At 41.9% G+C, this 12773-nt stretch carries 17 protein-coding genes and 1 riboswitch; of the genes, 10 read left to right on the plus strand and 7 right to left on the minus strand.

All coding sequences use genetic code 11. From position 1 onward, the window contains the following. Positions 1-15 precede the first annotated feature (15 nt). From KH172YL63_RS03685 to KH172YL63_RS03695, 3 genes are all read left to right on the plus strand, one after another. The gene (locus KH172YL63_RS03685; protein WP_173104845.1) at positions 16-456 is read left to right on the plus strand and encodes an NUDIX domain-containing protein; all 441 of its coding nucleotides are present in this window, start codon (positions 16-18) and stop codon (positions 454-456) included. 13 nt (positions 457-469) lie between these two features. Beyond that, a complete protein-coding gene (locus KH172YL63_RS03690) occupies positions 470-1297 on the plus strand; it encodes a class I SAM-dependent methyltransferase (RefSeq protein WP_173104846.1) in 828 nt (275 codons plus the stop codon). A gap of 174 nt (positions 1298-1471) precedes the next feature. Beyond that, a complete protein-coding gene (locus KH172YL63_RS03695) occupies positions 1472-2692 on the plus strand; it encodes an MFS transporter (RefSeq protein WP_173104847.1) in 1221 nt (406 codons plus the stop codon). Between the two features lie 43 nt (positions 2693-2735). Here KH172YL63_RS03695 and KH172YL63_RS03700 read toward each other — a convergent pair whose 3' ends face one another. From KH172YL63_RS03700 to KH172YL63_RS03710, 3 genes are read right to left on the minus strand one after another with little or no spacing between them, the layout of a single operon-like run. Continuing rightward, on the minus strand, positions 2736-3101 hold the full coding sequence (locus KH172YL63_RS03700) for a GntR family transcriptional regulator (protein WP_173104848.1): 366 nt from the start codon (positions 3099-3101) through the stop codon (positions 2736-2738). Continuing rightward, positions 3101-3754, minus strand: a complete 654-nt coding sequence (locus KH172YL63_RS03705) for an ABC-2 transporter permease (RefSeq protein ID WP_173104849.1) — start codon at positions 3752-3754, stop codon at positions 3101-3103. The genes KH172YL63_RS03700 and KH172YL63_RS03705 overlap by 1 nt, the downstream gene beginning before the upstream one ends. Continuing rightward, a complete protein-coding gene (locus KH172YL63_RS03710) occupies positions 3747-4601 on the minus strand; it encodes an ABC transporter ATP-binding protein (RefSeq protein ID WP_173104850.1) in 855 nt (284 codons plus the stop codon). The genes KH172YL63_RS03705 and KH172YL63_RS03710 overlap by 8 nt, the downstream gene beginning before the upstream one ends. A gap of 361 nt (positions 4602-4962) precedes the next feature. Here KH172YL63_RS03710 and KH172YL63_RS03715 point away from each other — a divergent pair, with 361 nt between their 5' ends. From KH172YL63_RS03715 to KH172YL63_RS03725, 3 genes are all read left to right on the plus strand, one after another. Further along, the gene (locus KH172YL63_RS03715; RefSeq protein ID WP_173104851.1) at positions 4963-5184 is read left to right on the plus strand and encodes a hypothetical protein; all 222 of its coding nucleotides are present in this window, start codon (positions 4963-4965) and stop codon (positions 5182-5184) included. A 120-nt stretch (positions 5185-5304) separates the two neighbouring features. Continuing rightward, complete coding sequence (locus tag KH172YL63_RS03720) at positions 5305-5598, plus strand: hypothetical protein (protein ID WP_232066113.1); 294 nt, start codon at positions 5305-5307, stop codon at positions 5596-5598. Between the two features lie 46 nt (positions 5599-5644). Beyond that, positions 5645-6076, plus strand: coding sequence for a hypothetical protein (locus KH172YL63_RS03725; RefSeq protein ID WP_173104852.1), 432 nt, complete (start codon positions 5645-5647; stop codon positions 6074-6076). Between the two features lie 86 nt (positions 6077-6162). On the opposite strand, the gene KH172YL63_RS03730 is transcribed toward KH172YL63_RS03725, so the two are convergent. After that, a complete protein-coding gene (locus KH172YL63_RS03730; RefSeq protein ID WP_173104853.1) occupies positions 6163-7848 on the minus strand; it encodes a methyl-accepting chemotaxis protein in 1686 nt (561 codons plus the stop codon). Positions 7849-7908: 60 nt separating this feature from the next. After that, a riboswitch (cyclic di-GMP riboswitch) is annotated at positions 7909-7992 on the minus strand. Positions 7993-8162: 170 nt separating this feature from the next. Here KH172YL63_RS03730 and KH172YL63_RS03735 point away from each other — a divergent pair. From KH172YL63_RS03735 to KH172YL63_RS03750, 4 genes are all read left to right on the plus strand, one after another. Continuing rightward, positions 8163-8435 carry a hypothetical protein gene (locus KH172YL63_RS03735; protein ID WP_173104854.1) on the plus strand — a complete coding sequence of 91 codons (273 nt, stop codon included), beginning with the start codon at positions 8163-8165 and terminating at the stop codon, positions 8433-8435. A 135-nt stretch (positions 8436-8570) separates the two neighbouring features. Next, the gene (locus KH172YL63_RS03740; protein ID WP_173104855.1) at positions 8571-8909 is read left to right on the plus strand and encodes a PadR family transcriptional regulator; all 339 of its coding nucleotides are present in this window, start codon (positions 8571-8573) and stop codon (positions 8907-8909) included. Between the two features lies 1 nt (position 8910). Then, a complete protein-coding gene (locus KH172YL63_RS03745) occupies positions 8911-9252 on the plus strand; it encodes a DUF1048 domain-containing protein (RefSeq protein WP_173104856.1) in 342 nt (113 codons plus the stop codon). A 360-nt stretch (positions 9253-9612) separates the two neighbouring features. Then, a complete protein-coding gene (locus KH172YL63_RS03750; RefSeq protein WP_173104857.1) occupies positions 9613-10404 on the plus strand; it encodes a phosphotransferase in 792 nt (263 codons plus the stop codon). A 41-nt stretch (positions 10405-10445) separates the two neighbouring features. Here the strand turns inward: KH172YL63_RS03750 and KH172YL63_RS03755 are convergent, their stop codons facing one another. The 3 genes from KH172YL63_RS03755 to KH172YL63_RS03765 form a co-directional block, all read right to left on the minus strand. Further along, the gene (locus KH172YL63_RS03755) at positions 10446-10820 is read right to left on the minus strand and encodes an iron chaperone (protein WP_173104858.1); all 375 of its coding nucleotides are present in this window, start codon (positions 10818-10820) and stop codon (positions 10446-10448) included. Positions 10821-11098: 278 nt separating this feature from the next. Further along, a complete protein-coding gene (locus tag KH172YL63_RS03760) occupies positions 11099-12466 on the minus strand; it encodes a PTS ascorbate transporter subunit IIC (protein ID WP_173104859.1) in 1368 nt (455 codons plus the stop codon). Between the two features lie 27 nt (positions 12467-12493). Next, the gene (locus KH172YL63_RS03765) at positions 12494-12760 is read right to left on the minus strand and encodes a PTS sugar transporter subunit IIB (RefSeq protein WP_173104860.1); all 267 of its coding nucleotides are present in this window, start codon (positions 12758-12760) and stop codon (positions 12494-12496) included. Between the last annotated feature and the right edge of the window lie 13 nt (positions 12761-12773).

The raw sequence follows: 12773 nt of genomic DNA on the forward strand, positions 1-12773 counted from the left end.
AGACGGTGAGCAGACATGGGAGAAGTGTTTGGGGAGAAACACAGCGGGTGTTCTTACAGTGTGAGAAAGGGCGTCTATGCAGTGATTCTTGATAAAAAGAAAGAGAATGTATTGACTGTTCAAACAGGGATCCAGCATCATTTCCTTCCCGGTGGTGGGATGGAAGAAGGTGAAGGGAAGGAAGACTGTTTAAGGAGAGAATTATTAGAGGAAACAGGGTACCGAATCGAGTTGGCTGGCTTCATCGGTAACGCAATGAGATATTTCATAACCAGGAAAGGTGAATATCAGCTTAGTGATGGATATTTTTATAGAGCGGCATTACTCGAGCAGATTCAGGAACCTGTGGACGCCGATCATCGTTTGAAATGGATAGGGGTGGATGAGGCGGAAGCGAAGCTCTTTCATGAGCATCATATTTGGGCAGTGAAGAAGGTTAAATCAGCATACAGTTAGAGGAGTGAAGAGGATGATGGATTTAATGAAGCAGCTCCAGAAGCCAGAAAAATTCCAACAATCGGATAAGATGTTCTGGCAAGAGCCACACATTGCAAAGTATCTGCTGGAAGCCCATCTTGACCCGGATTTCGAGGGGGCAAGCAGGAATCATGTTTTTATTGATCAGTCTGTTTCTTTTATTACGGAAGTGGCAGCAAAAAAAGGTAATCTCAACTTCATTGATTTTGGTTGTGGGCCAGGGCTTTACTGTGAACGCTTAGCCTCTCGAGGTTATGATGTGACCGGCGTTGACTTTTCTATAAGTTCCATCCAATACGCCAGGAATAGTGCGGAAGATAAGAATCTCCTTATTACTTATCGCCATGAGGACTATTTACATGTGTCCGATGAGAATCAATATGATTTTGCCACGCTGATATATTGTGATTATGGAGCGCTTGCCCCTCCTGATCGCCAACGATTGTTAAGGAATATTAGCAAAAGCCTGAGAAAAGGCGGTAGGCTTCTTCTGGATGTATTTACAGAACAAAAATACAATGATTTCTCAGAAGGGAATCACTGGTCCCTTAAAGAAAACGGCGGGTTTTGGTCTCCTGAAGAACATATCGTACTGACACAAAATGTGAAGTACGATCATGCCTGTTCTCTTGAACAAACAACGGTCGTAACAAATCAAAAGATGGAAACCTACAATATCTGGCATCAATATTTTACAAAAGAAATGATTTTAGCTGAATTAGAAGGAGCAGGCTTTACTGTCATATCGGTATACGGTGATGTGACGGGTAAGGAGTATACGGTAGGAAATGATACGGTGGCCGTGTTGTTAGAGAAGTGACGGGGAGCGGGTATGTAATCGTTATGAAAAAAGGTCAGCGTAAAGTTAATGATATGTACAATTTATGACAACGGTAAAATCTCAGAGGTGTTTTTCCAATAATTGTAGAAAGGGTATCCATATAGAATGTGATAAGCAGGTGTTACTATCAGCCAACCTAACATTTCCTCAAAAATGAATTCGTATCTACTACTCTTTGGAATGGGCATTTCGAGTTTAGGGGATTTTATTTATCTTGTCGCCATCAACGTATTGGTTTTCAAACTAACAGGTTCAGCTGCGGCCGTGGCAGGCTTGTGGATTATAGGTCCGATCGCTTCTGTTTGTACGAAGTTTTGGTCTGGAAGTATAATCGACCGTCTCAATTTAAGAAGGATCATGATTGGAACAGATATCATCCGGGCATTATTAGTCGCGACCATTCCTTTTGCGGACTCTATATGGTTCATATATGCATGCCTGTTCCTGCTATCCTTTTCGAAAGCCTTCTTTGAACCTGCAGCAATCACTTATATAACATATGTTGTGCCGGGGAGTGAACGGAAACGGTTTAACTCTTTCAGAAGTTTGATTACCTCAAGCGCATTTTTGATCGGTCCTGCTATATCAGGGGTACTGCTGCTTATGACTTCTGTGAATATGGCGATTTGGATAAATGCCATTTCCTTTATTGTTTCAGCGATTATGTTGTATGTATTGCCAAATGTCACAACAGTGGTGGACCAGAAGGAAAGTAAGTTTAGTTTTACTATGCTGAGAAGTGACTGGAAAGAGGTGTTCCGTTTCAGTCAGCGTTATCGGTATGTTGTGAAAGTGTATTTCTTGGCTCAGCTGTTTATGATTGTTGCACTGGGGATGGATGCCCAGGAGGTTGTTTTCACTCAAAAGGTTTTACATCTATCCGAGACTGACTACGGTTTGCTCATCAGTATAACCGGGGTGGGTTCCATTTTAGGTGCAGCAGCTGTATCGCTCTTGGCTGACAAGTTATCGATAAAAGCGCTTATGTCCATTGGCTATTTAATGGTTTCCGCAGGCTATCTTGCATATGCTTTCTCGTTCTCTTTCTGGAGTGTAGCGGCTGGATTTATGGTACTTGGATTCTTTAACTCTTTTTCCGGAACAGGATTTATGACTTTTTATCAAAATAACGTACCAGTTCAGATGATGGGGAGGATTTCCAGTATATACGGAATCTTTCAAAGCATCCTTCAAATCCTCTTTATTTTATTGATTGGTTTCACCGGGGAAATCATTCCTGTAAGGGTTAGCATCATTGCTGCCTCTACACTTATGCTGGCGCTCAGTATTTTTCAGATTAAGCTGGTCTTTACGCCTGGGAGTGGGGAATTTTTTGAAGAAGAAACAGGGTTGAATAGTACGGCCTCACATTAAAATATGAAAAATCCCACCTAGTTGCGAGGTGGGATTTTCATATTCAATACACCTTCTTCAAAAGTTCAATAACTTCTTCCAACGTAAGCCCAAAAGACTTGTAGTAAGAAGTATCCTCGACCATTTGCTTGACGATCATGTCGTTTCGTTTTTGAAGGATTTCTTCAGGGGAAAGATCGACGACAAAGCATCCCTTACCGGTTACGGTATAAATCAACCCGCACCGTTCCAGTTCTTCCCACGCTTTCTTGATCGTGATGATGCTGACACGCAGTTCTTTAGATGCTTGCCGAATGGGTGGCAGGTTATAGCCTTTTTCGATTTCACCTTTAAGGATTTGTGCGCTGATTTGCTCAAAAAGCTGCTGATAGATCGGTTTATCAGACGTATTAGAAATGGCGATATTCATCAGATGTCCAATTTCTTAAACTGCTTGATGGCGATATGATAAGCAGCTATGGTACAAACAGCAAACAGCGCAATTCCTGCGAACAGGATGGATAGGTGAATCCCCATTTGATCGGCGCCGCTGCCTTTGAAGAGGTCAAACAGCGCAGCATTTTTTATTCCAAGCCATTCTGCACCTCCGGCAAATAACATTGCAGCTGTAATCGCAACGATTGACGGGGCACCGTATTTATAGGCTGTCTTGAAGTACATTGAGATGAAAATGAAGTTGAAGATGGCAAGCATCACAAAGCAAAGACCCCAGAAGCCTATCGTTGGTGCAAAGAACAGGTAGGTTAAGTCAGGATAAAGATGGGTAGTGATGATCCCGAAGATGACTGCAATGATGACATGCAATAATTCGAGGATCACAATGACGGCTATCTTTGCCTTTACATAGTCTTTCCTCGTGACAGGCAGCATGAATGAAAAGATTAAATCATTCTGTGCTTTATAGGTGGAAAACATATTTGGAATCGTAATCCAGCAGAAGTAGAGGATGACGATGAAGTATAGCCAGCCTGGTATGAGCATCAAAGCACCCGTCAATATGGGTAATACATAAAATATAGGACTTACGCCAAGTTTCAAGTCTTTCATCAGTAAGTTATACATACATATACTCCCTTTTTGAAAAGTAAATCATAATTTCTTCGAGATTTGGACGGGCAGACTTGATATCGGTGGATGGATCAAAATCTTCCGTGTGAATCAAGCCTGTGAAGCCAAAGGAATTGGTTTTGTAGGAAATCAAATGATCTTTCACCAGTTCGAGCTGACTTTCATCTCCATTCAACAATCGATAGTTGTCAATGAATTCATCTTTCTCCGCACTATTGATGATCTGGCCATTATTAATAAAGGTAATAAAGTCGGCACATTTTTCTAAATCGGAGGTGATATGGGTCGAGAACAGGATACTGATTTCACCGTCATGCACCAGCTCCTGAAACAGGTCCAATAAATTGTCCCGTGCGACCGGATCTAATCCACTTGTCGGTTCATCAAGGATAAGCAGCTTCGAGCCGTGTGATAACGCGAGGGCCAGATTGTATTTCACCTTCATCCCTGCCGATAATTCATTGATCTTCTTATTCTCATCGAGCTTGAACCTTTTTAAATAATTGTAGTAGGTCTCTTCCTCCCAATGCTCATAAAACGCCTTCACTACATTCGTGACCTGTTTGATCTTGTGCCGCGTATAAAAATCGATCCCCCCAAATGCATACCCGATGACTTGTTTTAATTCGAGCTCATTCTCCATGAACTTCTTGCCCAGCACACTGATTTCCCCGCTGTCTATATGGACCATGTTCAGGATCGATTTAATGGTTGTTGTCTTCCCGGCACCATTCGCGCCGATAAACCCCATGATATATCCTTTTTCTAATTGAAAGGAAACATCCTTTAACTGGAATCGCTCATATTTCTTATTCAGATTTTTCACATCCAAAGCCAACATATGAAAACCCCTCCTTTAAATTGTGTATATCGTATATACACACTATACTCTCGAGGCGAAGAAAATGTCAACCGGCTTTTGGGATTTATCTGATATTTCATTGGAGGGGGAGCTGGGATTGCCAACTTGGGATTGTTAAATATTCGCAGGTTTGAAATAATTGGTAGGATGAGGGTTTATTTTTAATAGAGGAAGGTAATGGAGCATGATATTAAATCTCTTAGAGGCACTGTTAATAGCATTTTCTTTGTATCTATTAATTGAGACAGAAAGACCCAAGGGGGATAAGGTAATTTTCTATTTGACTATCGCAATCATGTTGTTCTTGCTTTCGAGGGGATAGCATGTAAGGAGGAATGAGATGTATTTATTACTTTCAATTGTGCTTAGTATTGGTTTAGGCTTCATATTATGTATGATGGGCCCCTTAATTGGAGGGATCATCGCTTTTGGAATCATCGCAGGCTGCCTGTTTAGAGGGCTGTACTTGCTCAATGACATACATAAAAGAATATCGCACCAGCTGCCTAAAGAAGATAAGGTACAACAAGCATACAAAACCTATTTAGAAGAGAGGGGGTAGAATTGAAGCATGTGCTGAAAGAACATTTGTGCCGGTTTCATCGCGCTATCAGTTGGTTATTATCTGGGGGAAATGGTGCTTGGCGTCTTTTACAAGTAAGCCGGGAAGGGAGATTTCCGTTTGAAGAGAAGAATAAAAATAGTGCTGCTTATCTTCATACCACTTTTCGTAGGGGGAATGGCGTTCCTGACCAATCCATCCCCAACAGAATATCATCAATACATGAAACAATCAGCAGGGGAAGACAAGCCGACAGAGTTTCAAGTTGAGCATGTGAACTTTTATATGTTTTCCGCCTACACCCCGATTGCATATGGAGAGTACGGCATCACTCATATTGGGGTATTCGGCCGGTTCTTTCCAATCTCTGATGGGCAGTTTGATTATCCGGTTTGGCTGGAGCCCTTTCATTAGCATTCCGTTTTATACATCCTGAATCGCGGGAAAAGGAGGTGAGAAAGTGAAGTTAAACATGATTGTTCTTATGTTATCTTTAGTATTTTTACTGTCGGCATGTAATGGAAGCGATGACCCTGAAGGTTCACCTTCCCCGGAGGAAGCGTTAAAGAAGATTGGAAATGAAGAAAGAAACATGACTGTGTACGGAACATATAAAGTGAATGATGATCTCGTGCTGTTTGTTTTCAGAGGGGCAATGAATGAAAAGGACATCTGGATTGCTGATGTTCACCGGGAAGATGGGCGATGGACTGCACAAGGCATTGTCCAAATGAATGGACCGATTGAAGGGAATGGTGATAGGCAAACCGTCATTGTTAATGAAGAAGACGGGTATGAAGCAGGGTATATCACCAGTGCTGCATCTGACACGGAAGATTTGAAAATGATTGATATTGATGGGGTTGGGGATTGGAAGATTTGGTTTAAATAGAACCTAAAAATGAGGGGGGAGATTCTGATGAATATTAATAAGAAAAAACATGACAGGATCATCAAACCCCGTCATGTTTTTTAGTGTTAATATTTGAATCGATTTACAATGACCTGTAATTCTTCAGCTAAGTGAGAAAGAGAGGAAGCTGCGTTTGATATTTCCTCCATGGCACCCAATTGTTCCTGGGAGGCTCCGGCCATTTCTTCGGTGCTTGCTGATGTTTCCTTTGCACCGGTCGCTAGATTGACAATCGTATGCTGAATGACTTCGGCACTTGCCGTCAATTGCTGAGAGGCGGCAGCCACTTCCTGGATTTGGGTTGTGACTTGTTCCACAATGTTCAAGATTTCACTGAATTGAGTGGATGTTACATCCGCAAGATTTATTCCGGATACTACATTTTCCTGTACAGTGTTGATATTGGTTTCTGTGCCTTTTGATTCTTCTTGGATTGACGAGACCAACACTTTTATATGACCAGCTGACTTATTGGTTTCATCTGCAAGTTTGCGGACTTCTTCTGCCACAACGGCAAAGCCTTTTCCGTGCTCACCGGCACGCGCCGCTTCAATGGCTGCGTTCAGCGCCAATAGATTGGTTTGTTCTGATATGTCGGTGATGAGAGTGGAAATATTACTGATCTCTGTTGTACTTGTTACGAGTGCCTGTAATCCTGTGCCTGCTTCCTGGACAGAACGATGGATGATGCTCATCTGATCAGACATATTATTCATGGATGCTGAACCGATTTCAGCCTTTTCACCCAAGAAAGATGACTTTTCTGCGATGCTGCTTGTATTCACTGCGACACTTGAAAGGCTTTCTAAAATTTCAGTGATGGATTCAGAACTCTTCTCTGTCATGCTTTGCTGATTTGAGTTCGTCACTGCGATTTCTCCCATCGCAAGTGACATCTGTTCTGTTGTAGATTTAGATTGCTCTGCGGTAGCCGATAATTGCTCTGATGATGCTGCAACCTGCTCCGAAGAACTGCTGATTTGCTTAATGATCTTCGCAAGGGAGTGGAGGAAAGCGTTGAACGAAAGAGCGAGCTGTCCGAATTCATTTTTACTTTTTACCACGATTTCTTTTGTTAAATCCCCTTCTCCTTGAGCAATTTCTTCAAGCTGTTTGTTTAAGCTTTTAAGCGGAAGAAGAATTGAACGTAACAGGAGGATGCTTAACCAGATTCCAAGAGTGACGGATAGGATGGTGACAGCACCAATAATCCATTCACTCACTACACCGTACTGATGGATTTCATCCTTTAAACGGTTCACGTCATTATCTAAAAGGTCTACCAGTTCATTGACGGAAGGATCTAAAACATCCTTTCTTACTGACCTTTCTTCCCCGAAGTGAAGGGACTGGGCCTGGTCTGGGCTCGAGGCGGCCAGTGATATAACCTCCTGGTTCAAAGCCATATACTTGGTCACATTCTCTTTAATATCTTCTACATTTTTACTGTAGCTTTGTGTATGGATGATGGATTTGATTTCATCAAGGTCGGAGAAAATGTTCTCTGCTTTCTCATTGATTGACTCAATGAATTTCGGATCTCCTGTGATAAGAAATCCCCGCTCGTCATTGGATATGCCGGCAAGCTTAAATTGAATATCCTTAATATCATTTTCAAAAGCCATTTTATCTTTTAACACTTCGTTTTTATTAATCGTCGTTGTAATGATAAAAATCGATGCCACTCCAATTAAAAGTAGCGCACTGACTAAAATAGAGATAATGCTTAATAATTTTGTCCTGATCTTCAACTGTCATCTTCCTTTCTCCTGTGGGATTGGTGGAACGAAAAAAGGCCAATTAAACAATACAGTTCAATCAGCCGGTTGCGCTACTTGCTCCGGATTATCCAAGCGCCCATTTACAGATAATCGTTCATCGCATCCAATTATTCTATTTCAATAAATTTATCGACAAAATTAGACAAAGTTTGATGCTTTTTATAAAATATTTATGACTAAAGTATGAACAGGCCATTTCTTGTTCATAAGACCACTTATAATGGAGAAAATAGCATACTGTTAGGAGATTTTTTAAATATTTCTTAAGGGGAAATGATTTCTGGATGAATGATCAGCAATTGGAACTGTCTAATATACTTGAAGAATGTCAGGGGGAAATACGTTCGAGACTATACTTGGAATTACCGGCCGAAGAGTTGGCCAAAATGGTGACAGACAAAGTAACCGGTCTTCAGCTCAATCACATCCTGCAGGATATGTCCATCATTAAAAGGAGAGGCGGGGAGCCCTGCCATTATGTCATCCGTCTGCTTTTGCCGTTCATTGAACGTGAACATGGAGAACTTAATTTATTTAAAAAAAGAAAACGCACTTGAAGAATCCTGTTGCTTTATGGAACAGGATTTTTTTATCAAAAAGATCCCTTCTTGACTAAGTACTTTGTTATACTATATACTGGTAGTGAGTGATACTAAGTACGATGATATCAATGAGCTCACGGGGGTGAACAATTGGAGAATAATACAGAATTACTCAAAGGGGTTCTCGAGGGGTGTGTGCTTGAAATCATCAGCCGGGGAGAAACGTATGGCTATGAAATCACCCAGCAGCTGAGAGAGCTGGGTTTTACCGATGTGGTGGAAGGCACAGTTTACACCATCACAATGCGCCTAGAGAAAAACAATCTGGTTGAAATCGAAAAGAAGCGATCGACAGTCGGACCGCCGAGGAAGTTTTACACACTGAACGAAGCTGGCAGGGAGAAGCTCCAGTCCTTTTGGAGAAAGTGGGATTTCCTCACAAGCAAAATGAATGAAATCAAAACGATGGAAATGAAAAGGAGAGATTAAGATGAAGTTTATTGAAAAAGTAATCGGAAGTTTTGCTGATAAGCGGGAATGGAGGGAAATGGAGGCCCGTTCGAAGAATCTTCCGAGTGAGTATCTTCACGCTTACAACGCGATCCAAAAGTATATGTGGACTGCTGGCGGCCCTGTTGACTGGAAAGAAACCAGCCGTATCTTTAACGGCATTCTTGATTTGTTCGAAGAAGGTGCGGCCGAAGGAAAGAAAGTGACTGACCTGACGGGAAAGGATGTTGCGGCTTTTTGTGATGAGCTTGTGAAGGACTCCGAAACATGGAAGGATCAGTATCGTAAGAAGTTGAATTCTACGATTGATCGGGGGGAGTAGAGCAGGAGCATTTCACACTGGCAGAAATTTTTTTTGCATCAGTAGTAAGTGATACTTATTAGTTAAATTTTTCCTTTATCTGGTTTATCTTATTTGCTATGATGTAAACAGAGATGAACGAAAGGGGAATCTATAGGGTACATGTGGAACTTGTCATGATTGGGTAACTGGATAAAGGCAGTTGCGTTCCTTTTTGGAGGAGGCGTTTATTTGTCTATCTAAAATCATTCAAGGGATACATGATGTGGCCAATGATCTCCCCATTGCCAGGCAGTTACCTCTGTGTAGCTGTTTTTATTTTTGGGAAAACAATCATCTCGATTGACGGATCATCATGTCCCTATTTTAGGGGGATTTTATATGAAAAACGAAATGGAAGAAAAGTTGTCAGGGGGAAATGTTTCAAGCGTCTATCGTTTGAGAGACACCGTTCGACGTGCAGTAAAACCTGAGAGTGGGAATATCCATCAGCTCCTGAAGCACTTGGAGAGGAAAGGATACAATCATGCGCCGAAATTTCTTGGAATTGATGAACGGGGCAGAGAAATATTATCCTTTATTGAGGGAGAGGGTGGTAACTATCCTTTGAAGGAATATATGTGGTCCGATGAGTCTTTAAGAGAAATTGCGAAAATGATGCGCCTTTACCACGATGCCGTCAGTGATTTCCCGGTGCCTGATGATTGGCAGCCGATGGACAACACGCCTGACCCGGTGGAAGTGATCTGCCATAATGACTTTGCCGTTTACAATATTATTTACCAAAATGAGAAACCGGCGGGGATCATTGATTTCGACGTTGCCGCACCTGGACCGAGGCTGTGGGATATCGCCTATACCCTTTACACGTGCATTCCGTTAAGCAGGCATTATCATAACGAAGCAGGCGAGGCCGTTCACTATGATGAAGGGAAAGATGCTGCAGGGAAAAAGCAAAGGATAGAAGTGTTCTTTGAAGCGTATGGGATGGAAGGAATCGAAAATGGTTTCGTAGAGATGGTCATTCGTCGGCTGGAAGGATTATGCCACTACATGAAACGAAAAGCAGCCGAAGGGGACAGTGCCTTTCAAAAGATGATCGAGGAAGGACATTACGATCATTATCAAAAAGATATAGCATTCATACGTCAAAACGGGAACGACTGGCGATAAAAGGAGAGGCGTGATCATCTACGATCACGCCTTTTCCTTATTCACGATTTTCTCCAAAATGTCTCACAATCTGCTTTTTCCGCGATGTTGAACTCAATCATCTTTTCGAGCAATGAGTAATCAACAGCTCGATCCCACGGGATACGCATCAACATTTTCGTATGATCATATCCACTCTTCACGATTTCATCGGAAAAATGAACGATGCCTTCCTTCTCAGGAGACACGGCCAAATGCTTCTTAGATATGCTAAATGCAATGATAAACGTGCCGTGATCGGTGAACATAGGCTGATTCCAAGCGATCTTCGGCACGAGGTTTGGGTATTTGTCTGCTACCCAGGTTAATACTTCTTTAGTGCGGGCTTGTTGGTGGGGATCTGGGATGTTGGATAGGTATTCGGTGAAGGCTTTCATGTTTGTTCCTCCTGGTTTAATTTATCCTTATTCAAGAAAACTGCTCACTCACAATATTATAGAATTTACAATTTTAACTATATAGTGTATAACTCAGGGAGTCAAAGACCCTTGTGGTATCGAATTTAAACAGTATAGTCAGATAATAAATTGTTCAAATAGAGAAATGGGAAACCATATGGAGACCGGTGATAGGTGAAGTATGCACCCGGTATTTATTACTCGTATAACAAAAGAACACCCGTAACCTGAAGAGAGGAAACGAGTGTTTTGAATACTTATGCTGCTTCTGTCTGTTTTTTGTTTTGGCTTGTCTTTGATTTAAAGCCTATGATAAACAATGCTGCTAAAATGAAGATAACAGCTGAGAATACTACAATATTTGAGCCAACAATATTTACTAAATTACCAAGAGCAATTCCTACTATACCAAAGTCTGCGTCTCCAAACGTCGTTCCTTGGAATCCAAGTGAGCCTAATACAGGTAGTAATAGGGCTGGAAGGAAACTGATCATCACGCCATTTGCCATAGAGCCTAAGACAGCACCTCTTCGTCCACCTGTTGCGTTGCCAAAGACACCGGCTGCTGCTCCTGTAAAGAAGTGAGGTACAAGTCCTGGTACGATTACTTTCAACCCTAATAAAGGGAGAAAAATCATACTCACCAGACCGGCAATAAAGCTGAATAAGAAACCGATGATGACTGCGTTTCCTGCAAAAGGGAAGATGGCCGGGCAATCAAGTGCGGGTTTAGCATTTGGGACGATTTTGTCAGCGATTCCTTTGAACGCTGGAACAATCTCTCCAAGTAGCATACGCACTCCTGCTAAGATGATATAAACACCTGCTGCAAATGTAATACCCTGCATAAATGCGAAGACAAGGAAATTCTGACCACCGCTCAATTCTCCCTCAACGAAGGAAGGTCCTGCTGCACCTGCCACGATGAAGAATAGGATGACCATTGTTAGCGAGACAGAAACGGATGTATCTCTTAGAAAACCGAGTGATTTCGGAACTTTGATTTCTTCTGTAGATTTTGACCCCTTTCCAACCACTTTACCGACAAGTGCGGAAGCCAAATAACCAATTGAGCCGAAATGACCTACAGCAAAATCATCAGAACCGGTGACTTTCTTTGTGAATGGCTGTAGCATCGCAGGAGATAATACCATGAGTGACCCTAGGATAATCGAACCGAGAATGATCAGCGGTATTCCGGAAAAACCTCCTGTGGTTAAGATAACAGCGATCAAGCAGGCCATGAACATGGTATGATGGCCGGTTAGGAATATATATTTAAAAGGACTGAAGCGGGCTATGAGAATGTTAACAATCATACCGAACAGCATGATCATCGCGGTTTCTGTTCCAAAGCTTTCCTGGGCAAGGGCCACAATGGCCTCATTGTTAGGTATAACACCGTCTACTTCAAAAGCTTTATTGAACATGCTGCTGAATTGACCTAGGGATTGAACGAGTACACCTGCCCCTGCTCCCAAAATCACAAAGCCCATGACCGTTTTAAGAGTTCCGGCAACGACATCCCCGGAATTCTTCCGTTGGACAAGTAGTCCGATCAAGGCGAATAGGCCGACAAGTATCGCAGGTGTACCTAAAATATCCTTCATTATAATATCAACCATGTATACTCCTCCTTTGTTTATCTAGGATTACATATTTTGTTCCAATGCTATACGGAGTTCGTTCTTGTCCATTAAATTTTTCAACTTCACCACATTTTTTCGTCCATCTTCCAGGCTTTCTACAATATCTTCTGAACCAATAAATAGATCTGCTTGTTCAGTCTTAGCTGTAGTTAAATCTGTGTGTGACACATCCGCTTCTTTCCCCATATCTTTAAGTGCCGCTTTTACATTCATTTCTACAATCATGCTGCTTCCTAAGCCGTTTCCGCATACTACTAATACTTTTTTCATTATTTTTCCTCCT

This window comes from Bacillus sp. KH172YL63 (assembly GCF_011398925.1).
In the GTDB taxonomy this organism is placed as follows: Bacteria; Bacillota; Bacilli; order Bacillales; family Bacillaceae_B; genus Rossellomorea.

Excerpts from the sequence above, each read along its gene's own strand:
- KH172YL63_RS03685 (WP_173104845.1), top strand. The coding sequence starts at position 16 with ATGGGAGAAGTGTTTGGGGAGAAACACAGCGGGTGTTCTTACAGTGTG.
- KH172YL63_RS03690 (WP_173104846.1), top strand. The coding sequence starts at position 470 with ATGATGGATTTAATGAAGCAGCTCCAGAAGCCAGAAAAATTCCAACAA.
- KH172YL63_RS03695 (WP_173104847.1), top strand. The coding sequence starts at position 1,472 with ATGAATTCGTATCTACTACTCTTTGGAATGGGCATTTCGAGTTTAGGG.
- KH172YL63_RS03700 (WP_173104848.1), bottom strand. The coding sequence starts at position 3,101 with ATGAATATCGCCATTTCTAATACGTCTGATAAACCGATCTATCAGCAG.
- KH172YL63_RS03705 (WP_173104849.1), bottom strand. The coding sequence starts at position 3,754 with ATGTATAACTTACTGATGAAAGACTTGAAACTTGGCGTAAGTCCTATA.
- KH172YL63_RS03710 (WP_173104850.1), bottom strand. The coding sequence starts at position 4,601 with ATGTTGGCTTTGGATGTGAAAAATCTGAATAAGAAATATGAGCGATTC.
- KH172YL63_RS03715 (WP_173104851.1), top strand. The coding sequence starts at position 4,963 with ATGTATTTATTACTTTCAATTGTGCTTAGTATTGGTTTAGGCTTCATA.
- KH172YL63_RS03735 (WP_173104854.1), top strand. The coding sequence starts at position 8,163 with ATGAATGATCAGCAATTGGAACTGTCTAATATACTTGAAGAATGTCAG.
- KH172YL63_RS03745 (WP_173104856.1), top strand. The coding sequence starts at position 8,911 with ATGAAGTTTATTGAAAAAGTAATCGGAAGTTTTGCTGATAAGCGGGAA.
- KH172YL63_RS03750 (WP_173104857.1), top strand. The coding sequence starts at position 9,613 with ATGAAAAACGAAATGGAAGAAAAGTTGTCAGGGGGAAATGTTTCAAGC.
- KH172YL63_RS03755 (WP_173104858.1), bottom strand. The coding sequence starts at position 10,820 with ATGAAAGCCTTCACCGAATACCTATCCAACATCCCAGATCCCCACCAA.
- KH172YL63_RS03760 (WP_173104859.1), bottom strand. The coding sequence starts at position 12,466 with ATGGTTGATATTATAATGAAGGATATTTTAGGTACACCTGCGATACTT.
- KH172YL63_RS03765 (WP_173104860.1), bottom strand. The coding sequence starts at position 12,760 with ATGAAAAAAGTATTAGTAGTATGCGGAAACGGCTTAGGAAGCAGCATG.